The following is a 22404-nucleotide window of genomic DNA, read 5'->3' on the forward strand; positions in this document are numbered from 1 at the left end:
TAAGTAGCAGCTCCTTTCGTATTGTAGCGCTCTGTCTATTGGCGTACTTGCCCTTAGTGTAGCCAGAGTAACCTACGAAGTTACGAATAGGGGCTGTCCTCGTTCATAATAACTTATGAAACCCTTCCTCGAAACTTCTACGTTTGAAGCGCTCCCGCCATTTATTTCGAAGCGAGCAGTCACCCCCCCTTGCAGGGCGGAGGCTGAAGCGTAGACTGGAAATGCACTTCTTTCCCACTACAGCCACTTTTAAAGCACATGAAAAATCCGACCTCCTTAAGAAGATCGGATCGTATTTCCTACTCTTTATTGTTTCTGCCAAACCATCTTGCCCGAGAAAAACACTGCTTCCTTCGGAGATAGTCTAGCCACTGCCTCGGCGGAGCATTTGGCACGGACGAAAACCGCATTTGCCTCATCTCCGACTTTCGGCCAAACCTGATTGCCAGCTTGGTCCAGTGGAGTCACGCCACCTGTAACGAATCCCAGTGCACGCGATAGAGATCGCTCATCAATCCACCGGAACCGTTCAGCCAGACGGTTTGCTTTTTGCAAGATATCTCCGGTTCCAAATGGGTCCCAATGATCAGTAATGTTGTCATTGCCCAAACCAACATGGACGCCTTTGGCATGAAGCAACGGAATCGGGATGGTCGGCATATCAATGGGAACAGCCGACATGATAGCGATTTGCTGCTCGGCGAAAAGCTCCGCGACCTCTTCTGCCACAGCAGTCGGTACCTCTCCTAGCCCGTAAGCATGGCTGACAGTGACTCGACCTTGCCAACCCGCATCCTTTGTCATCACAGCCAATTTTTTCATAATATAAACGCCCAAATGACCAGGCTCGTGCAAGTGAATGTCCACATCCGCATTCGCTTCCACCGCTATGTCCATCATCGTATCAAGTGATTTCTCGATATCATCGTCAAATGTGGCAGGATCGACACCACCTACGAGGCCAGCTCCATGCTTCATTGCCTCACGAACGAGGGAAACAGAATCACTGCGCAACAAGCCATGTTGGGGAAATGCGACAATTTCCCAGGAAAGTTTTTCACGGTAAGTTGCCAATGCTTCCAATGTGGCCTCCAGATTATTCAATCCAATGACCGGGTCAATGTTGCAATGCGTCCGCACGTGAGTAGCGCCGTGCGATTGCACTAACTCCAACAGCTTTTCTGCACGCTCACGAGCGACGGGAAGTTGGCGAGGCAATAGTTCCTGCTCTTGCTCGATTCGAAAAAAACGATTGGGAGCAGGAAGAACAGCTTGCCACGGACCTCCATAAAATGTTTTGTCCAAATGAATGTGCATTTCCCGGAAAGAAGGCAGCATCAGTAGGCCTTGTGCATCCCACACAGAAACCCCATCAGGTATATCTGACAAAGCAGTTACGATTTTCTCAACGCGACTGTCCGTGAGCAAGACGTGGAAAAGATCCGTCTTTGTTCCCGTCACGATGCCATTCGTCTCGGAATAACCACATTCCAGGCTCGCATTTTTGATCCATAGGCTTTCTTTCATGCTCCGTCTCCCATCCTTTTCTCTCTAAATGTTTGCGCTATTCAATCGTAATGCCGTTGATCATCATATACCCTGAAGGGCTGATCCAGAAGCCTTTGATGTTTTTGCTGATTGCAACGACATGTTCAAGATTGCGGATCGGGACGATTGGTGCTTCTTGCTTTTCAATCTCCAACGCCTTTGCATAGATTTGCTTTCGTTTTTCCGTATCCTGCTCGCGACGCCCCTCTTCGATGAGCTTGTCCACTTCTTTATTCACGTAGAACGTTGTGTTACCGCCTTTGCCCAAAGAACTGGAGTGGAACAGATTGTACTGGTTATAGTCAGCGTCTCCAGTGGCATTGCCCCATCCGCTGATGAACAACTCTGTTTCACCGTTGTCTTCAGCATCCAAATAGGCTCCATACTCAAGTACTTTCACCTCTACTTCAATGCCGATTCCCTTTAACTGGGACTGAATTACTTCCGCAGCATTAATCCGTTCCTTGCGATCGCCTGTCCACAGGGTTGTCTTGAAGCCGTCCGGATAGCCTGCTTCTTTCAACAAGACCTTCGCCTTATTCGGATCAAACTCGTATCCTTTTAACGCCCCATCGGATCCAAGAACCTTCGGACTCATTGCGGAATTCGCTTTCGTTCCTACATCGTTGTACACACCTTTGATGATCGCATCAGTCTCAATCGCATAGTTGATCGCCTGGCGAACACGGATGTCGTCAAACGGTTTTTTCTTGGTATTGAACCCGATAAAATCTGTCCCCAAGCCCTCTGTCCGGTACAAACTCATTTGAGGGGAATTACTGACGCGGTCAATTTCTGTCACCGGCAATGGTTCAGCGATGTGCGCCTCTCCCGTCTCTACCATGGCTACGCGCGTCGTGTCCTCTGGTACGACTTTGAAGACAGCCTTCTTGAATTTCACCTTTTCTCCCCAGTAGTTGTCATTTTTCACGAGTACGATCTCTTGGCCAGGTGTCCACGATTCAAATAGGAACGGCCCTGTGCCGACGGGATGTTTGCTCAGGTCCTTGCCGTATTGCCCTATTGCTTTTGGACTGATGATGCTTCCTTCGTGGTTGGCGAGGATCGACAGCAATGGGGAATACGGGTAGGCTAGCTTGAATTGCACGGTGTAATCATCCACTACTTTTATTTCCGAAAGCATCTTAAACTGAGACGCACGTGGAGAGGCGACCTTTTCATCGAGGACGCGTGCGAATGTTGCTTTCACCGCTTCGGCGTTAAACGGCGTACCATCGTGGAAGTTGACCCCCTGACGCAGCTTGAACTCCCAGGTGACATCGTCCAACTGCTTCCATTCCGTGGCTAGCATCGGCTTGAACGCCATGTTATCATCTCGCTGGACAAGACCCTCGTACACTTTGTGATGGACCACACTCGCTGCATTGATCGCTGAAATAAAGTGCGGATCTAGATTGTTTGCGTCAGACTGCCGTGCAATCACCAGCGTCTGATCTGTTGCCGGAGCTTCCTTCGCAGTCGGAGCCCCTGCCGCACTTTGCTCTGTACCCGATGAACAGCCTGTAAGCACGAGACCAACGCTCAGGATACCTGCCAGCATTGAACCTAGCCTCTTCTGTTTTTTCATTAGACACGCCCCCATTTTAATCTTTCTTTGTATAATCAATCAGCATAGCTCGTTCCCAATGGGCAAAGCTATGCTGATCATAAAGCACTTTTTGCTGAAATTATGGCAACGTTACAGCATCGATCTCAATGTGTCCTGCTGGGCTGATCCAAACTCCTTCTACGCCTTTTTGAATCGCTGCGAGGTTTTCAGAGAAGCGGTACGGTACCATTGCGGCTTCGTCCATTTCGATTTGCTGTGCTTTTTCGTAGATTTGCTTCCGTTTTTCTTCGTCTTTCTCTTTGCGGCCATCATCGATCAGCTTGTCCACTTCCGGATTGCTGTAGAAAGCATGGTTGCCAGCTGCCCCTTGCGACTTCGTGTGGAACAGGTTGTATTGGTTGTAGTCTGCATCGCCTGTGGCATTGCCCCAACCGCTGAGGAACAATTCCGTTTCGCCTTTGTTGGCTGCTTCAATATAAGCACCGAACTCTAGCACTTTCACTTCCAAATCGATATTGATTTGTTTCAGCTGTTGCTGCAACACCTCTGCCAAGCTCACTCGTGCCTTGTTATCATTTAAGTAAATCGTTGCTTTGAAGCCGTTCGCGTATCCAGCTTCCGCCAACAACTTTTTGGATTTTTCCAGATCGTAAGGCAAGTCTTTTACATTCGGGCTGTAACCAACCATGGACGGGGTAATGGAGGAATGAGCGACCGTCCCTACATCGTTGTAGACCCCTTGAATGATGGTTTTCTTATCGATCGCATGTGCAATTGCTTGACGAACGCGTACATCATCGAATGGCTTCTTCGAGTTGTTAATCCCGATATGATCGCTAGCGAAAGCAGGGTAACGACCAAGTGTCATACTCGGAGAATTTTTCACCCGATCGACTTCTGTCACTGGCAATTGCTCAGCTACATTCGCTTCTCCTGTCTCGACCATCGCAAGCCTGGTCGTATCCTCTGGAACGGTCTTGAAGACGACTTTGTCCAGCTTCGGTTTATCGCCCCAATAGCTATCATTTTTCACCAGGACAACTTCTTGACCAGGTGTCCATGATTCGAATTTATAAGGCCCTGTTCCCGTTGGATGCTTGGTCAATTCTTTTCCATACTGTTCAATCGCTTTTGGTGACAAAATTCCTCCCTCTGCACTGGCGAGCACGGACAGGAGCGGTGCGTATGGATAGTGCAGGATGAATTGAACCGTTGTATCGTCCACGACCTTTATTTCTTTGATGGCTTCAAACAAATTGGCGCGGTTAGAGCCTACAGCCGGGTCTTGAACACGTGCAATCGTCTTTTTCACAGCTTCCGCATTGAATGGCGTGCCATCGTGGAATGTCACACCAGAGCGAAGCTTGAATTCCCATGTCACATCATCGAGCTGCTTCCATTCAGAAGCGAGTGAACCTACATATTTGCTTTCTTTGTCCATCCGAACAAGACCCTCGTATACCTTATGATGAATGATGGCGGCGGAATTGATTTGCGTTAGAAAATGTGGGTCGAGGTTGTTCGCATCAGACAAGCGGGCGATGACGAGTGTCCCGCCTTCTTTGCCAGCTGGTGATGAAGCATTGGTTTGCCCCGAAGAATTGGTACTCCCTCCTGCTTCAGGTGCTTGTGAGCAGCCTGCCAACGCAGTAGAAACCGCAACGGTCATGGCAAGCAGCGTCTGGAAAAAGCGCGTCTTTTTCATGTAGTTATCCCCCTGTTTTGTGAAAAACGTCTCGACGTTTTTCATAAATGTTGATGTGACCGCTTGCGGTCAAAAAAACGGTCGTGACCGTTTTTTGCGCCAGATGCACTTGAATATTTTGACCATTCGCGCATATTTCATTTTACCCACTATTCTGGCATTATATTTTCACTCTCTTTACTTGTATTTTCACTTTCTTTACTCTTTTTTTCAGTATTTCTACTTTTGTGCGAATCATGTAATCAAAATAGACTTGGAGTATATGCTGCTGTAAAGGTGTGGAGGAACAGGAGAAAACGCTCAGCTTCTTGTCCCACCCGCTGGGGGATTCGCTGCACGACTCCATGCCAAAAGCGAAACCGCGTCCAAAGTGGTCCTTTCAGGATGTGTTTCAGAGGTGGACGCTTAAGGGCGTGTTCACTTTTCACTTTTCACTTTTAACTTTTCGCATTCCGTCTCGGTCGGTTTACCAAAGATCTTCGCCTGCCTCCTCTACGAGCTTTCCGTGTTAAACGAGTTTTAAAAGCCTTAAAAGATGGAAGAATGTGATCTGTCACGGCAGAGAAGAATATTTCCAGACGTAGCGACTTGTGGAGTCCTACCAAGCGGAGAAGGGATTTGCGGGCAAAAGAAACGCAACCGTGCCCGCGCGACGAAGCGGCTACCACTTTTGCGTTTCCCCGCAAATCCCTTCGGAGCGGACAGTCTTATCCCTCAGCAGGACGGAGCCTGGAGCCTAGACTGGAAATATTCTTCTCCCCACCGCAGCCACAATACTGGCTTCACCAATTTTTGGTGAAGCCTTCATACCCAAAGGGCAAAAGTCATCCATGTCGGTATGAATTTTTATAAATTCTTATCTACTAAAAAAAGACCCTCTCCATTTGGTGGAGAAGGTCTCTAGCTCCTGCTATTGAATCGTGACTTGGCTCAGGTCAATGTACCCGGATGGACTGATGTACACACCTTGTACATTCTTTGCAATGGCTGCGAGGTTTTCACTGCTGCGGAATGGCAGCAGCGGCACCTCCTCCATCTCGATTTGCTGCGCCTCTGCGTAGATTTCCTTGCGCTTTTCTGGATCTTTTTCTTTACGACCCGCTTCAATCAGCGCATCGACTTTTGGATTATTGTAGAAGGAATGGTTGCCTGGCACACCTGCTGACGTGCTGTGGAAGAGGTTGTACTGGTTGTAATCTGCATCTCCAGTGGCATTGCCCCAGCCACTAATGAACATTTGCGCTTCCCCTTTTGCCGCCAATTCCAGATACGCTCCGAACTCCATCACTTGAATCTGCAAGTCGATGCCGATTCCCTTCAGCTGGGATTGCAGCACTTCTGCCACATTGATCCGTGCCTTGTTGTCATTGAGATAGATGGTTGCCTTGAATCCGTTGGCGTAGCCTGCCTCAGTGAGCAATTGCTTCGCTTTGTTCAAATCGTATTCCGGCGTTTTAATATTCGGGCTGTAGCCGATGACTTTTGGCCCTAATGACGAGATAGCTACCTTTCCGACATTGTTATAAACCCCTTTAATAATCGCTTCCTTATCGATCGCATGGGCGATGGCCTGACGGACGCGAACATCGTCAAAAGGCTTCTGCTTGACGTTCATCCCGATATGGTCAACCGCGAATGATTCGAACCGGCCTAAAGACATGCTCTGCGAGTTCTGTACCCTTTCCAGTTCAGTGACCGGTAGCTGTTCTGCGACATGAGCTTCACCTGTCTCCACCATGGCTACACGTGTCGCATCCTCAGGAATGGTCTTGAAAACGACTTTTTCCAGTTTCGGTTGGTTGCCCCAATACTTCTCGTTTTTCACCAAGACGATTTCTTGTCCAGGCGTCCATGATTCAAAGGTGAATGGTCCCGTCCCAACTGGTTTCTTGGACAACTCTTTGCCGAATTCCTTAATCGCCTTTGGACTAATGATGCCACCCTCGGCACTCGCCAGTACGGACAAGAGCCCTGCGAACGGATAATGTAAAATAATCTCTACCTTCAGCGGGTCAATGACCTTCACCTCTTTAATCATGCCAAACATGTTTGCTTTGGGAGTCGGATTGTCTTTGTCCAAAATGCGGTCGATCGTCTTTTTCACCGCTTCTGCATGAAAAGGCTCCCCATCGTGGAAGGTAACACCGTCACGCAGTGTGAACTCCCACGTGACATCATCCTTTTGTTTCCATTCCTTTGCCAAAAGAGGTTTGTACTCGCTATTCCGATCCAACATGACCAGACCTTCATAGATCTTGTGCTGCGTCACTGCCATGGAATTAATCTGGGTACTGAAATGCGGGTCCAAATTATTCGCATCGGACAAGCGCGCAATAATCAGGGTACCGCCTCCACCCGCTGCGGCCGATGAAGACGCGGGGCTAGTCGAAGCTTGATTGGAGTTGGACGCGGAGTTCGTCCCATTGGATGTCTGACTGCCACCACAGCCTGCCAAGACTGTGGAAACCAAGACAGACAGGGCGAGAATGGAGCCGAGCATGTGCTTCTTCTTCACTGTAAATGCCCCCTTGTTCTGGATGATAGAATGAAAAGAAAATGGCATGACTAAATATTACTAATTTTCTTACTATTAATCTTTTCATTATCTTTACCTTTCTTTTCATTTTCTTTACTATGTCGTTTTTGAATGTTCAAAATAACTCTATTGAAGGTGCCTATATAGTGGAGGAGAAGAAAAAGCACAGTTCTCTTCGACACTGACACGCTAGCAAGGGGGATTCACTGGACATCTCCACTTCAAAAAGGGGACCGTCGAGCCAAAGCCACCCTACGGGCGGAAGTTTCTCGAGGAAGAAGTGTTCGACAAGCGTGGTCCCATTTTTGAAGTTCCGACTAGGTAGGCGTTGTCAAGGTCTGCGAGCCCTGTGCTTTTTTCTTCTCACCAGCTTTGGCGTTTATCGGTAGCTTATAAATCTAAAGAAAAAAACCATCCCTCAAAAAGGGATGGCCGTGCATGAAAGACCAATTACACTTCAACATCTTTGTCCCACCGTCTTTCCAGATCCCTCACCGTCGAACTTTTCTCAACATCCTGTTCATTCTTGAAAGTTCCCAGCATGACGTCAAAAACTGGACTGGTAACACCGTACCAATAATGTTCATTTTTGAAGTGATGCCATAGATGGAGCTTTTTCATCCAACGCCCCCATGGAGATATGGGTTGAACCGGACGATGAGCGATATAATGCGTCCATTCATAAAATAGCAGAAATCCGATCACGCCTGTAACAAAGGCATTGGTCGCAATCATGTCGGAAGTAAGCAGATAACAAATGGCTCCGGTTCCTGCAATGAGCGGCAAGCTGTACCAAACGGGCAAGAATAGCAGGTGCAAGTTGTTCGGATCGGAGTGATGATCATAATGTAAGCGCTTTAATATTTGGAGAAAAAATGGATTTCGAGGCGGTTTGAGGTGAAAGAGAAATCGATGAATCAAGTATTCGCTTGCCGCATATCCAATCATCCCCGCAACGAGTGCCACCCATGTTTTCAACACGTACCATTCAGAAATAGTGAAAGACAAGCTAATCAGGAATAGAATGCTCATGATGAGGATATCCGGAAACGTAAAGAATTCCTTCAGAAACTTTGCCTTCAACAGAAACGCCCTCCTCTTGTGTTCCTTCACTTGTCATGTTCCAACACGATTCGGTTTCTCCACAGCTCCAAACTTTTTTCCATTGCCTTTTTGGCTACACGCTCTGCTTCGATGTAATCTCCTTGCAAAGCGACGTTCAAAAGCTGATGGTAATAGTGCCAAGATGCCTCGCGATGTTCCGGGATGGAAAAATACTTTCGCGCCATTTTTAGATAAAAGGAATCAAGACTGTTTACAATCAGTAAATAGATAGGATTTGGGGAAAGCCTCGTCAGATTTTTCTGCAGCTCCAAGTCAAACGCTGCATAAGAATCAGCATCAGGGTTCAGTTGATCGAGATTGGCAAGCAATGCGACTACCTTTGGCTGATGAGCAGCAACCGCGTTACGAATGTAAACAGGAGCCAACGATATCCGCAGTTCCAGCAAGTACGAAATAAACTCATCCGTAACATCATCGTGGTTTTGTATGATATGGACAAGGGTCATGATATTGCCTTGATGCCAATAATCGTTGACAATTGCCGGATGTCCTTTCCGCACAGTGATCCAGCCATCTCTTTCCAAGCGTTGCAGTGCTTCTCTAACGGTTGGCCTGCCTACCCCGTAGTACTCTGCCAACTCCCGTTCGGGCCGCAGCGTACTTCCTGCAGGATACTCGCGGGTCAAAATTGCTTTGATTAATTTCTTCTCAATTTGATCCGACGACCGTTCTTTCTTTCCCCCTTTTTTCTCCATTGTCATGATCGCCTCCTACGTTGCTGGTCCTATAACAAATATTTGTGGTATTACCACAAAAGGTAATATTTTACACACCTCCTGTCAAGAGGTGAAATACTTGGACTTACCAGTACCCACGCGAAATTGAATGTTCCTTCTCCATCTCAAAAAAGGCATAGCCCTCTCCCGAAAAAGAGAAGGCTATGCCTCTTATGTTGCTGGTGTGACTATTCTGTCACTTTTACCGACCAGCCAAACTTGTCTTCACGCTCACCGTACTGGATTCCTGTCATCTCGTCGTACAGTTTCATCGTCAATTCCCCTGTTTTTTCACCGTTAATGATCATCTGATGCCCGTTCCAGTTCAGATCACCGACCGGGGAAATAACAGCAGCTGTTCCGGTGCCGAATGCTTCTTCCAGCTCACCGTTGACGTAAGCGGTATGCAGGTCTTCCATGGAAATCCGCTTCTCTACGACTGGAATTCCCCAGTCCTTGAGCAATTGGATGGTCGAATCTCTCGTGATCCCCTCCAGAATGCTTCCGTTCAATGCTGGGGTCCACACTTCCCCTTTTACCTTGAAGAACACGTTCATGCTTCCTACTTCTTCAATATATTTGTTCTCTACGCCATCGAGCCACAGCACTTGCTCATAGCCTTTTTCTTTCGCTTCCACTTGTGCTTTCAGACCGCCTGCGTAGTTACCTGCCACTTTTGCGTTTCCTGTTCCGCCTCTTACCGCACGAACGTAGTTGTTTTCTACATAAATTTTCACGGGCTGCATGCCACCCGCATAGTACGCTCCAACCGGAGAGAGCACGATTACCAATTTGTACGTATGCGAAGCGCGCACACCAAAGCATGGCTCTGTCGCAATTACGAAGGGACGAATGTAGAGAGACTGTCCGCTTTCGGTTGGAATCCATTCTTTATCTACTGCCACCAACTGTTTCAATGCCTCGACCATGAATTCCTCGTCGATCAACGGCATACTCATACGCTCAAGCGAACGGTTCATACGCTTGAAGTTTTGATCAGGACGGAACAAGCTAACCTTGCCCTCTTGGTTGCGATAAGCTTTCAAACCCTCAAAGACAGCTTGCCCATAATGGAACACCATTGCTGCCGGGTCCAATGTCAGCGGAGAGTAAGGGACGATTTGTGGATCATGCCATCCTTTACCTTCTGTATAATCCATGGTGAACATATGATCGGTAAAATGAACACCGAACCCCAGCTTGTCAGAAGCTGGTTTCTCTTTTTTCTGTTCTGTCCGGGTAATTGTTAACTGACACTCCATCTTCTACATCTCCCTTAGTATGAAAACCACGATTTGAAACTTCCTATATATACAAAATAGCAACAATTTTGCATGATTTCCAGCGTAAGTTTCTCCTGCCTCTACATTTTATGGTTATTTAGCGAAAACTTCGCAATCATTTCGTGATCAATTTTTTTCTTCATAGGCAGGATGACGGGAATAGGTATCCCGAAAAGAATGGATAGAGACAGAATGAGGAGGGATATGTATGACCACGCACCATGGCCTGCACGGAAAAATTGCCATAGTAACAGGAGCCAGCCGCCTTCAAGGGATTGGGGCTGCTATCTGTAAAATGCTTGCCTCACACGGAGCCGATATATTCCATACGTACTGGACCGCCTATGACCATTCCATGGCGCATGGGTTTCAAAAGGATGAACCCGCCATCTTGCAGGAAGAGATCAGACGCTACGGGGTCAGATGTGCGGGAATCGAGGTCGACCTGTCTCAGCCTGATGCCTACAAGGAGGTGCTCGACGCAGCTACAGCACAACTTGGTGAGCCAAGCATCCTCGTCAACAACGCTTGCTACTCGACAAATGACGGTTACGAGGCGCTGAATATAGGCAGTTTGGACGCACATTATGCCATCAATGTCCGGGCAACGACGATGCTCAGTGTGGAATTTGCACGTCGCTTCTCCCAACAACGCGGAGGCCGAATCATCAACATGACATCTGGTCAGTCCAAAGGCCCGATGGTTGGTGAGATCGCGTATGCGGCAACAAAAGGAGCCGTGGATGCCCTGACGACGACACTTGCTGCCGAAGTAGCTACGCGAGGGATTACGGTCAACGCTGTAAATCCTGGGCCCACCGATTCAGGCTGGATGAACGACGAAATCAAACATTACCTTTTGCAGCAATTTCCATTCGGACGGATTGGACAGCCCGAGGATGCAGCACGTCTTGTCGCCTTTTTGGCAAGTGACGAAGCGGAGTGGATTACCGGACAGATTATGCATTCCGAAGGCGGGTTCATCCGGTAAGTGAAAAAAGCACAATCCGCCGTTTCTAGCAGATTGTGCTTCTTCTTTTTGTACAGGCTATGGTTTGCTCACGATTGGAAAAGAAGGCTTGAACAGCTCTTTTTCGCCCAGCTGTTGATAGTCGCGCTCGACGTAGCCCAGACGCATTTTGTCAAAGTAACGCTGTCCCTTCGCTTTGATCTCTTCCAGATCAACTCCTGGCAGGAGACGGTCTTTCATTACGGTGCGTCCAGCAATTATGGAGAGCTTTACATCACGCCCCGAGCCACACGTGATGATCGTGCGGATTGGATCATCAACCGCCCCCATGTGGAAACCGTCCAGATCGATGGCAATGATATCTGCTTTTGCCCCCGGCGCCAATCGTCCCAGATCATCTCTTCCAAGGAAACGTGCTCCGCCCAATGTCGCTGCGCGGTAAATATCCGCGTAGCAGGAATCCGCGACATCGCCTTCCACCAAACGGGACAGCATGCTGGCTGTGCGAATGTTTTGGATGAAGTCAGGCGGGAACGTATCAGTTCCAATCGCGATGTTGACGCCACGACGCTTGTAACGGGCAAACGATTCGAGTGCCTCGCCGTGGCGACCGACTACGAGCGGACAGTGAATCACAGTCGTACCTGTCTCTTGGAGGATCGCCAAATCGTCTCCCTCTCCGAATTTCGCCTTACTAAAGCCTGGAATGAAATGTGCGTGCGGAATTGCCGTTTTCTTTCCGAGGAAGCCGATCTCATTCAGGAACTGAATCGGTGATTTGTTGTGACGACGATGGATTTCCGTATATTCGTAGAGACCTTGCGCAGCATGCAGACGAATCGGACATCCGAGTTCCTCACTGTAACGCTTTGTGTTGATCAGGTTCTCTACAGACTGAGTCTCGATTCGCTCTGGTGCCAGCATTCCACGGATGAGTCCGTTGTGAGCCCCATCGAAATCTTTGACAAATTGTACAGCCCGCTCCAGACCTGCTTGTCCTTCTGATTCGTTCCACAGTACTTCGATCTCTCCATTAGCCTTCACGACACGCATACCAGACTGGTAGCTCGGCCCCATGTACATACGCAATCCCAAGCGCCCTGCATGATCGGCTGCCGCTGCCAGCTCCTCATACGTTTCCGCCCAGCGCTTGTAGAAGACGGATGTAATCGGCATCGCTGTCGTTACCCCATTAAGAATCAATTGACTGTAGGCGTAAAGGGATTTGAATGCCTCTTCCTCAGGGGTCATTACCTCATGGTAGCCTCTGCGGTAGTAGTCTTCTGACCAAAGCATATTTTTGCTTCGAGCAGAAGCTTGCTCCAAATGTACGATATCGTGATCAATATCACCCAACGCATTCAGGTCAATGAAGCCCGGACTGATTACTGCATTGCCCGCATCGATCACTTCATCTACCTGGCCATCAAAATCGTGCCCCACATAAACAATGGTGTCATTCTCGTAAACGACTTCCCCATCTTTGATAATCACATGATCTTCGCCGTCAAAACCGATGACATATTTTGCGGTTATTTTCTTTTTCATGACGATCCTCCCTATCTTTCTCGTTCCGGCTTCTTCACTCCATTGCATCCTTCGTTATTATAGGAAATATTCTGTAAAATTTGTTTCAAAACCTTTACATGTATTTGCACAATCTTTACTCCTTTTCGAAAACAGGCAAGATTCCACACAATACGTAAAGATCATGCAAAAACTAGTAAAGAAGATGAACAACCTTGTTCGAAATATTCACTACAATTAATGAAGACAACTAGACTGGACTCTCATCCACTACTTGCAAGATAGAGAAAGGGCTGATTTCTAGTGATGCAAGCTTTTTGGTTAACCAACGTTCGTCTCGATAAAGGTTTTGAAACAGGAGAAGACGGCGTCTTTCACACACTCTCGGAAATCTGTCATTTGAAGATCGAAAACGGCAAAATCGCAGAGATCGTATCGGCGAACGAACCACTCGACACCACTTTACCGCAAGAAGATGCAAAAGGTTTATTGGCCCTCCCCTCTTTTGTTGAAAAGCATAATCATCTGGATAAAACGTATGCGGGCGCAACCTGGAAATCTTGCCTTCCTCCGAAAAAACTGATCGATCGCTTGGAGTTCGAAGCAAAAGAAATGCCGCTGATGACAGGGACGACCAAAGAGCGCGCACAAGCGATGCTCCAGCTCCATATCAAAGGCGGTGCCACACATGTACGCACACACGTCAACATCGATCCATACATTGGCCTGAAAAACCTGGAGGGTGTGCGTGCAGCCTTGGAAGAGTACAGTGATCGCCTGACGTATGAAATCGTCGCTTTCCCGCAGCAGGGGCTCCTGCGCACACAAGCAAGCTCCTTGATGAGACAAGCAATGAAGGAAGGCGCTACACTGGTTGGGGGCTTGGACCCGGCTGGGATCGATAATGAGTTGGAAGGCTCCTTGCGTGAAATGATGGACATTGCAGTGGAAGCAGATGCGGATGTCGATATTCATCTGCATGATCCGGGGACACTCGGCTTTTATACGATCAAAAGATTGCTCGATCTGACCGAGGAAGCAGGCTGGCAGAACCGCATGGGCATCAGTCATGCCTTTGCGCTCGGAGATGTGTCGCTGGAAGAAAGCTCAGACATGGCCGATCGATTGTCCAAGCTGGGAACGATGATCATGACAACCGTTCCGATTAATCGGGCAATGCCACCTGTTCCGATGCTTCATGCCAAAGGCGTACATGTCGCACTTGGCTATGATGGGTTCTACGATTCATGGTCGCCATATGGAACAGGCGATATGCTCGATAAGCTAAACCGTCTCGTCGAGCGCTACCGTTGGGTCGATGAGAAATCATTGGTGCAATCCCTATACTTCATCACCGGAGGAAAAACAACCCTCGATAAAGATGGCAACCGTGCATGGCCGAAGGTTGGGGACGTGGCAAGCATCGTGTTTGCAGAAAGCTCCTGCTCAGCGGAAGCGATTGCGAGAAAATCTCGTCGGGCTGCTGTTATGTTTAAAGGGAAAATTGTGCATGGTGCTTTGGAGAGAATGGGAGAAACAAAGTAACCAGATAGACCACGGAGGCTTCGCTGATTTTTCAGGGAAGCCTTTATTTTTTTGTCTAAATCGAGCCTTTGGTGGTGGGGAGAAAAAAGAAGAATTCGGTTGGTATCCCAAAGACTTTCGCTTATTTCTTCTTTTTTCTCCTACCAGTTTGGGTGTTTGTTCGGGCTTAAAAGCTTGAGCTATCGAACCCGTCATGTTGTAACCAAGCCTTTGTTAAGAGCTTTACACCAAGCTGAATTTCATCAGTTGATAAATTACTGAAACCAAGTTTAATAATCGGTTCTTCCGTTTTGTTTTTTATGAAGAAGAGTGAAGTCGGATAGACTTTAACTCCCTGAAGAGAAGCTTGTTGAATGAGCCATTCTTCTGAGCGTTCCAGGTGTACTTTGACTAATACGTACAAACCTGACTGCTCTCCGATGATAGAGATATGATTTTTGAAATGCTTCCTTAATTCACAAACGAAGTGCTGCATTTTTCGTTTATAAACAAGACGCATGCGTTTAATATGGCGATTCCATTCCCCTTCTTCCATAAATTTCGCCATGGCGAATTGGCTAAGGAGTGAAGTGGTGCTCTCGAAATGTGCGAATTGATTTTTATAACAGCTGATCAGTGGCTGTGGCAACACCATATAGCTTAAACGAATCCCTGGCAGAAAGCATTTCGAGAAATTCCCGAAATAAATCACTCTCGTTGAATCGATGGAAGCGAGAGCCGGAAATGGTTGTTGGGTATAGCGATATTCACTATCATAATCGTCTTCGATAATATATCCTTGCCTATTTTTTGCCCAATGGATGAGTGCATGCCTTTGTTGAATGGGCATACTGACCCCATATGGACTGTGATGCGACGGCGCTACATAAATCAATCGTGATTTCCTATGTTCCAGGTGTGAAAAATCAGCACCTTTCTCATAAACAGGTAACGTTTCCAATGTAAAACGATTTAATTGAAAAGCTTTTCTAGCGCCATCATAACCAGGGTCTTCCACAATCACGCTGGAAAAATCATGTTTCAGGACCAGACCGAGATACACAAGCATTTGTTGGGTACTACTGCCGATAATGATGGCATCTGGTTCTGTTCTCACCCCACGAGATTGGAGTAAATACGCTGCGATTTGCTCACGTAGAATCCATTCACCAAAAGGTTCCCCGTACCGAAAGCTGTCCTTTTCCGTTAATACTTGATTCGAGATCCTCCGCCATGTTTTTAAAGGGAAATGCAATTGATCGACGACGTCTGCGCGAAAATCAATGCGAACAGATGGTACCGGCTCTGTTTGCTTGTGAGTAGAAGAACCGCGGGCCTCTTGAAGTAAAACGGGCTCTAACTCATTTACAAAATACCCTTTTCGTCCCTCTCCACGAATGTACCCTTCCGCAACAAGTTGTTCATACGCCATTAATGTTGTATTACGGCTTACATGTAAGGAATCTGCAAGCTGACGAATGGAGGGCAATGGCTCATCCGCCTTAATATCGCCTTGTTCAATAAATGATTTAAATTTGTCGTAGATTTGTTTGTATTTAGGAGAGTTATCCTTGAATGTAAAAATGGTATTTTTCATTAACACCTCTCCTGACATGTACATTTTTTTGTTATTGTATCTTTTTTTATGTCAGTTTGTATCATACTCTTGGTTCAAATACAAGTTGAAAGGGTGCTTCCTATGTACATTCCTAAGCAATATCGTATGGAACATGATGAGGCCGTTCAGATGATGAAGTCTAATCCGTTTGCCCTATTGATTACGGTTGATGAACATCGCCCGTTGGCTACGCATATCCCGTTGGAAATTCGTGAAGAGGAAGGGAAAATCTATGCAACTGGGCACATTGCATACGGAAACATGCAGAAGAAAACGTTGGATAACAATCGAGATGTTTTGCTGATTTTTCAAGGACCGCACGCTTACATTTCCTCAAGCTGGTATGAGAGTGAACAGGTTCCCACATGGGACTATCTCGCTGTACATGCGTATGGGACAGCACGTATTCTGACGAAAGAGGAACTCAAGTCGGCTTTGGATACGATGCTGACACACTATGAATCTCACCGAGAAAATGGTCGGCTCTGGGAGACATTTGATCCTGAATTGCTTGAGAGAGAAATGAAAGGAATCGTTGGTTTTGAAATTGAAATCACCTCGATCCAAGGGGCAGCCAAAATGAGTCAAAATCGCAACAACACCGATTATCAATCGATTGTGGCAGAGCTTGAAAAATCAAATGATCAAGGGGAGATTCAGGTTGCTCAGTGGATGCGTGAGCAACGAAAAGAGTTATTTAAATGATCAGCCTATAGATACAACAAGGAGTTGCTTCTTATGGAGTTTTCAACTATTTGGCTATTTGTCATTGCCGCTTCTACATTGTTAATCATACCTGGACCAGCTGTGTTTTATATTATGGCAAGAAGTATCGATCAAGGGAAGAAAGCTGGTCTGGTATCAGTTCTAGGAGTGTCTCTTGGTGGTTCTGTTCACGTTTTAGCTGGGGCAATTGGCGTTTCTGCGATCCTGATGACATCAGCAACAGCCTTTCATATCGTGAAATACCTGGGTGCTGCTTATCTTATCTATCTGGGGTGTAAGACATTACTTTCTAAAGCTGATAGCACGGCTTCTGACATTCCAAAAGCCCCTCGCAAAAAATTACGAAAGGTTTTTTACGAATCAGCGCTTGTAGAGGTAATGAATCCCAAGACAGCACTCTTCTTTTTAGCCTTCTTTCCGCAATTCATATCACCTACTGCCGGGTCAGTCACCGCTCAATTTTTGCTTTTAGGAACGATATTTATTATCCTTGCTTTTGTTAGCGATGGTCTGTATGCCTTTCTCGCAGCAAGTATGAGAAAGCGGATTGTGGGTAGTAGGGCGAGTTCAAAGGTAATGAATCGGATCACTGGTTATTTATATATTGCTCTCGGGATTTTCTCTGCCTTTGCGAGCCCCTCCAAAACATAATTAGTGAAAGGAAACGGAGAGATAGGTTATGTCGAAATTTCTCATTGAAGATGATTTCTGGTCGTTATTTCCCCATGCAAAAATAGGCATCGTGATTTGCCAGGGGATTGATAATTCACGTAGGGACGTTGAAAAATACGAGAAGCTGCTGCAGGAGGCAGAGAAGGAAGCACATAAATTTTTACGTCTGGAGGAATTCAGCAGTAATCCTGTCATTTCCGTTTGGCGAGAAGCTTTTCAGAAATTCAAGACGAAGAAAGGGGCAAGGTGCTCCATTGAAGCTTTATTAAAAAGAGTGAAAAATGGCAATCCGATCGGAACCATAAACCCGCTTGTTGACATCTATAATTCCATTTCACTGCGTTATGGACTTCCGTGTGGCGGAGAAGATATCGACACTTTTGTAGGCGATATTCGGCTAACGCAAGCAAATGGCAGCGAACCGTTTATCCCATTGGGACAGGATGAAAATGCTTCTCCATATGAAGGAGAAATTGTTTATAAAGACGATGTCGGTGCCATATGCAGATGCTGGAATTGGCGTGAAGCTCAGAGGACGATGCTAACAGAAAACACGAAAAATGCATTCCTCTGTATTGAATTAATCGATGAAACAAGAAGCGATGAGTTCCATATGGCGCTTAAAGAATTGTCTGATTTCGTGCCACATCATCTTGGCGGTTTGGTGAAAATGAAAGTGCTAGATATCGATAGGAAGGAAATGACAATCTTTGAGTAAGGTCAAACGGCAGCCAAATGCACTGGCTGCCGTACTTACTGTCTTAGAACATTCCATTCTCATTGGGAGAATCAGCAGGTATGGGCTGGCCTACATCCCACAATTCGACGATTTGGTCGTTATGAAAACGGAAGATATGGACCACAGCTCCCCCAAGATCCGCTTGGTTTTGCTTTACATGGGAATGGACGGCAACGATATCCCCCTCTTCGATGGCACGTTTCACTTCGAGAATCTTATGCGGATTCTTTGCGGCGTTCTCTTCCATTGCGAGCATGAGAGAATGAGCATCGCCACGGAAAAAGGGATTATGGTGGCGGAAATTCGGACTAGTGTATCTTTGGTATGCTTCCCGCACCTTCCCCGACGCTACCAGTTGCAAAAACGACACCGCATTCTCTTTAAGAGAAGTCATCATAACAAATCATCCTTTCTTTATTAAGATACCCGTTCGTACAACACGTCTATCTATGCCCAACTTTTGCATGTTGTAACGTTATCGCAATAAACTCCGTCATGGCTGGAGAAATCCATTTGTTTTTGTGATAAACGACTTGCGCAAAAATAGTAGGAAAGCTGCTGTCACAGGGAATGATCTTTACCTTTCTCTGCTCAATTTCCTCTTTTACAGTCATTAACGGCAAACAAGTGATACCTAGCCCACTCCTTACACATCGTTTGATTGCCTCAATGCTCCACAGTTCCATCATTTGAGAAAAGGCAAGCCCTCGTTCTTCCAGGTATTTTTCGAACATAGCACGATAAACTTTCATACTGCCGTACCATGATTCACAAGCGGCCATGCTTTTTTCCATGTGTGCAACGATACTGATCGGGTGCGCGGCTTTATTATTGTGGGTCATATTTGGGGCGGCATTTCAAAAGGTTTTTGCCAAATACGATAAGCAAATCAATATGGGCATGTGTTTGTTACTCCTCTATTCTGTCATTACCATTTTCTAGTGGAAACCGCTCATCTTGCCTACTTCCGAGGTATAATAGTTCAAAGCAAAGGGGGCGGGAAACTGTGGAGTGGTTAATCGGTCTGGCCTGCAGCGCTGGGATTGCAGGGGCGGCTTATGTAAAACGGTCGCTGTCTGGTTCCGGCTTTTTGGCGGCGGTGATACTGGGCACCGTGATGTACGCACTCGGAAGCCCTATCTGGTTCGGCTCCCTCATCGCATTTTTTGTCTCGTCCACTTTATTATCCAAGTGGAAAAAGCATAAAAAGGAAGAGGCCGAGAGCGGTTATGAGAAAACGGGGAGACGCGATGCTGGCCAGGTGCTCGCAAACGGAGGGCTCGGATTACTGTTATGTGTAGCAAATTGGGTGTGGGCGCATCCGCTTTGGTGGTACGCGTTCCTCGGCGTGATGGCAGCGGTCACAGCCGATACATGGGCAACAGAAATCGGCGGCCTGAGCCGGAAGCCTCCGCGATCAATCAAAACGGGGCAGTGTGTTCCGCCTGGCACTTCCGGTGGCGTTTCTAGCCTGGGAATGGGTGCATCGCTTGCCGGTGGACTATTTATCGGCGGTGCAGCGTGGTTGCTGCTTGCGGTAACCGATCAACCCGCGCCGGATGTGATCACACCTGCCCTTAGACTGGCAGCTTGGATCGGCATAGCAGGACTGGCTGGCGTAATAGGGTCACTGGTTGATTCGTGGATCGGTGCGACTTGGCAGCAAATGTACCGTTGCACAGCTTGCGGTCGTGAAATCGAGCAAGCTCGTCATTGTGGCATGCCAGCCGTACGAATCCGCGGTCGCACTGGTTGGAACAACGATGCGGTCAATCTCGCTGGTTCGCTTGCAGGTGGCGCTTTCGCCGTCTTAATGGCGTTGGCATTCGGCTTATCGTTTGACCTATAAAAAAACGGAAAGACTTCGTATCTCCAAACGATACTGAGTTTTTCCGTTTCTTTATTTTGAGGCACAAGTCTCGGCAATTTTGGTCACTTTCTTCGCGTTCTGCACCATTTTTGAGACGCACGCCCAAAGGATGAAGCCGACTAGGAGAAAGCCGACATTCATACTGATGACGCCTCCCCATCCGTATGCGGACCAAAACAATCCCCCAAGTGTTCCTCCTACACTTGAACCCGTGTAGTAGAAAAATAAATACAAAGAAGAGGCCTGTGCTTTGTTCTGTAAAGCAAGCTGTCCTACCCAACTGCTTGCAACCGCATGCGCCCCAAAAAATCCAAAAGTAAAAATTCCAAGTCCTGCTATCTTCATCATGAGATTCGCTTCCCACGTCAAACAGACGCCGATCAATGCGAGAAACAAGCTTATGAATAACAAATTTTGCTTACCGTGACGATCTATTAATTTTCCTGTCCAGACGGAGCTGAACATTCCGATGATCATAATTAAAAACGTCCAACTGATAAATGTTTGGCTGAGTGAATAAGGCTTTTCGAGCAATACATAAGCGATGTAATTGAACAACGCTACATTACTCCCTAATAGTATAAAGCCGATGACAAATAAACAAATGAGACTTGGAGCCTTTAGATGGTCTACTAAAGACAGACCTAACTTTCTTATTACGAATGGGCGTGCCTTAAAATTTTGTGACGGTGGTAAGGTGTTCCAAAAAATCAGTGTGGCAGCCAAACTGATGAGACCAATCCCCCCTATTGCGATCTGCCAGCCGAAGTAGTCACTCACCATACCTGAGAAAACCCTGCCAAACACAGCCCCAATGGAATTCCCGCATATATAGAGACCCATTGCCGCTCCCAGACTTTTGGATTCGATTTCTTCTCCAAGATAGGCCATTGCGATGGAGGGCAAACCCGCCAATGAAATCCCTTCAATCGTTCGCAATACCAGGAGAACATGAAAATTCGAACTGAATGCTGTGAGAATACAAAACACAGACGAAGCGAGCATGGAAACGATCATGATTGGCTTGCGTCCCCATACTTCAGACAGCGAACCAAGAACGAGCATACTGACGGCAAGAACCATTGTTGTAATGGAGAGGGAAAGGCTTGCTGTCGTTGGGCTAACCGAAAATTCTTTTGAAAATTCCGGCATTAAGGGCTGTACGCAATAAAGAATCGCAAACGTATTGAAACCAGCGGCAAAAAAAGCAAAGCTGGTTTTGCGGAAGAGTGCTGTACCTTGTTGTATCATGCGATCACCATATCATTTCAGGATGATTATGGTTTCATGGTACCACCATTTATCTATGATGTATAATTCATTATAATCATGTTTTTCATGCATTTATGTAATGAAAACTCTAAACGGAAAGTGGTGCTTTCGAATGGAATGGCAACAGTTCGAATATTTTCAAACCCTGGCAAGAATCCAACACGTGACACAAGCGGCCGAAGCTCTCTCGATTTCCCAGTCTGCCCTCAGTCGTTCGATTGCCCGATTTGAGGATGAAATAGGCGTTCCTCTGTTTGACCGTCAGGGACGCTCCATTCGGCTCAATAAATATGGTCATCTCTTTTTAAAGCGAGTCGAAAATATGATGAAGGAATATCATGAGGGAAAACAAGAAATCATGGATTTACTTGATCCAGATAAGGGAGAGGTATCTCTTGGGTTTCTGCACACGTTAAGTACCAGTCGTATCCCTGATTTACTGGCTTCTTTTCGCTCCCTCTACCCCAACATTCATTTTCGACTCGGACAAGGTCCCTCCCATACGCTTATGAATCAGTTGCAAGGAGGAGAGTTTGATCTTTGTCTACTTGCTCCTATGGATATGAAATCTCCCTATGTATGGAAGCCGCTTTGGAATGAAGAACTTTTTGTGATTGTCCCGAAAGACCACAAATATGCAAATCGTACCTCGATTACGTTGGAAGAGATTGCGGATGAATCCTTTATCCATTTAAAAGAAGGATACTCCCTTCGTATCACTGTCGAGCAATTGTTTCAGGAAGCGGGAATTACACCTCCCATTACCTTTGAAGGAGAGGAAGCAGATACCGTTGCAGGACTGGTCGCTGCTGGACTGGGAATCTCCCTGTTGCCCAATTTAAAAGGAACGGACCAGAGTAAGATCACACAAATCCCTGTCAAAAGCCCGAAGTGCCAACGGACAATTGGAATTGCCTGGGTAGAAGGGAGATATTTATCACCTGCCACTGAAAAATTCAAACAATTTGTTATGGATCATGCCTGCGATTTTGAATAGGGATGA

Annotated in this window: 19 protein-coding genes; 7 read left to right on the top strand and 12 right to left on the bottom strand. The window is 46.8% G+C overall.

Annotated features, from left to right (window positions below):
- Positions 1–306 precede the first annotated feature (306 nt).
- The 7 genes from M3630_RS26975 to M3630_RS27005 all read right to left on the bottom strand — a co-directional run bounded on the left by M3630_RS26975 (position 307) and on the right by M3630_RS27005 (position 10462).
- Positions 307–1527 carry an amidohydrolase family protein gene (locus M3630_RS26975; RefSeq protein WP_251254133.1) on the bottom strand — a complete coding sequence of 407 codons (1221 nt, stop codon included), beginning with the start codon at positions 1525–1527 and terminating at the stop codon, positions 307–309.
- Between the two features lie 37 nt (positions 1528–1564).
- The gene (locus M3630_RS26980; RefSeq protein ID WP_251254134.1) at positions 1565–3136 is read right to left on the bottom strand and encodes a glutathione ABC transporter substrate-binding protein; all 1572 of its coding nucleotides are present in this window, start codon (positions 3134–3136) and stop codon (positions 1565–1567) included.
- A gap of 100 nt (positions 3137–3236) precedes the next feature.
- Positions 3237–4823, bottom strand: a complete 1587-nt coding sequence (locus M3630_RS26985) for a glutathione ABC transporter substrate-binding protein (protein WP_251254135.1) — start codon at positions 4821–4823, stop codon at positions 3237–3239.
- 910 nt (positions 4824–5733) lie between these two features.
- Entirely contained in the window at positions 5734–7338 is a 1605-nt protein-coding gene (locus M3630_RS26990) for a glutathione ABC transporter substrate-binding protein (protein ID WP_251254136.1), read from the bottom strand.
- 471 nt (positions 7339–7809) lie between these two features.
- Positions 7810–8442: a sterol desaturase family protein gene (locus M3630_RS26995; RefSeq protein WP_251254137.1), complete on the bottom strand. Its 633-nt coding sequence runs from the start codon at positions 8440–8442 to the stop codon at positions 7810–7812.
- A 26-nt stretch (positions 8443–8468) separates the two neighbouring features.
- Positions 8469–9185, bottom strand: a complete 717-nt coding sequence (locus M3630_RS27000; protein WP_251254138.1) for a GntR family transcriptional regulator — start codon at positions 9183–9185, stop codon at positions 8469–8471.
- Positions 9186–9388: 203 nt separating this feature from the next.
- Complete coding sequence (locus M3630_RS27005; RefSeq protein ID WP_251254139.1) at positions 9389–10462, bottom strand: branched-chain amino acid aminotransferase; 1074 nt, start codon at positions 10460–10462, stop codon at positions 9389–9391.
- A gap of 229 nt (positions 10463–10691) precedes the next feature.
- Here M3630_RS27005 and M3630_RS27010 point away from each other — a divergent pair, with 229 nt between their 5' ends.
- Positions 10692–11474, top strand: coding sequence for an SDR family oxidoreductase (locus M3630_RS27010; RefSeq protein WP_173608687.1), 783 nt, complete (start codon positions 10692–10694; stop codon positions 11472–11474).
- A gap of 57 nt (positions 11475–11531) precedes the next feature.
- Here M3630_RS27010 and M3630_RS27015 read toward each other — a convergent pair whose 3' ends face one another.
- Positions 11532–13001: an amidohydrolase family protein gene (locus M3630_RS27015; protein ID WP_251254140.1), complete on the bottom strand. Its 1470-nt coding sequence runs from the start codon at positions 12999–13001 to the stop codon at positions 11532–11534.
- Positions 13002–13283: 282 nt separating this feature from the next.
- Here M3630_RS27015 and M3630_RS27020 point away from each other — a divergent pair, with 282 nt between their 5' ends.
- A complete protein-coding gene (locus M3630_RS27020; RefSeq protein ID WP_251254141.1) occupies positions 13284–14525 on the top strand; it encodes an amidohydrolase family protein in 1242 nt (413 codons plus the stop codon).
- A 166-nt stretch (positions 14526–14691) separates the two neighbouring features.
- Here the strand turns inward: M3630_RS27020 and pdxR are convergent, their stop codons facing one another.
- Positions 14692–16101: a MocR-like pyridoxine biosynthesis transcription factor PdxR gene (gene pdxR / locus M3630_RS27025; protein WP_251254142.1), complete on the bottom strand. Its 1410-nt coding sequence runs from the start codon at positions 16099–16101 to the stop codon at positions 14692–14694.
- 102 nt (positions 16102–16203) lie between these two features.
- Between pdxR and M3630_RS27030 the strand changes: the two genes are divergently transcribed.
- From M3630_RS27030 to M3630_RS27040, 3 genes are read left to right on the top strand one after another with little or no spacing between them, the layout of a single operon-like run.
- Positions 16204–16827 carry an FMN-binding negative transcriptional regulator gene (locus M3630_RS27030; protein WP_251254143.1) on the top strand — a complete coding sequence of 208 codons (624 nt, stop codon included), beginning with the start codon at positions 16204–16206 and terminating at the stop codon, positions 16825–16827.
- Positions 16828–16860: 33 nt separating this feature from the next.
- Positions 16861–17499, top strand: coding sequence for a LysE family translocator (locus M3630_RS27035; protein WP_251254144.1), 639 nt, complete (start codon positions 16861–16863; stop codon positions 17497–17499).
- A 28-nt stretch (positions 17500–17527) separates the two neighbouring features.
- Positions 17528–18238, top strand: a complete 711-nt coding sequence (locus tag M3630_RS27040; RefSeq protein ID WP_251254145.1) for a B3/B4 domain-containing protein — start codon at positions 17528–17530, stop codon at positions 18236–18238.
- 43 nt (positions 18239–18281) lie between these two features.
- On the opposite strand, the gene M3630_RS27045 is transcribed toward M3630_RS27040, so the two are convergent.
- Together M3630_RS27045 and M3630_RS27050 are read right to left on the bottom strand one after the other, a co-directional pair.
- A complete protein-coding gene (locus M3630_RS27045; RefSeq protein ID WP_251254146.1) occupies positions 18282–18656 on the bottom strand; it encodes a nuclear transport factor 2 family protein in 375 nt (124 codons plus the stop codon).
- A gap of 46 nt (positions 18657–18702) precedes the next feature.
- The gene (locus M3630_RS27050; RefSeq protein WP_251254147.1) at positions 18703–19053 is read right to left on the bottom strand and encodes a LysR substrate-binding domain-containing protein; all 351 of its coding nucleotides are present in this window, start codon (positions 19051–19053) and stop codon (positions 18703–18705) included.
- Positions 19054–19265: 212 nt separating this feature from the next.
- On the opposite strand from M3630_RS27050, the gene M3630_RS27055 reads away from it, so the two are divergent.
- Entirely contained in the window at positions 19266–20108 is an 843-nt protein-coding gene (locus M3630_RS27055; RefSeq protein WP_251254148.1) for a DUF92 domain-containing protein, read from the top strand.
- A 51-nt stretch (positions 20109–20159) separates the two neighbouring features.
- On the opposite strand, the gene M3630_RS27060 is transcribed toward M3630_RS27055, so the two are convergent.
- Complete coding sequence (locus tag M3630_RS27060) at positions 20160–21380, bottom strand: MFS transporter (RefSeq protein WP_251254149.1); 1221 nt, start codon at positions 21378–21380, stop codon at positions 20160–20162.
- A gap of 133 nt (positions 21381–21513) precedes the next feature.
- Between M3630_RS27060 and M3630_RS27065 the strand changes: the two genes are divergently transcribed.
- Positions 21514–22398: a LysR family transcriptional regulator gene (locus M3630_RS27065; RefSeq protein WP_251254150.1), complete on the top strand. Its 885-nt coding sequence runs from the start codon at positions 21514–21516 to the stop codon at positions 22396–22398.
- Positions 22399–22404 lie beyond the last annotated feature (6 nt).

Origin of the sequence: Brevibacillus sp. MER 51, from assembly GCF_023714195.1 — a bacterium.
Classification (GTDB): Bacteria; Bacillota; Bacilli; order Brevibacillales; family Brevibacillaceae; genus Brevibacillus.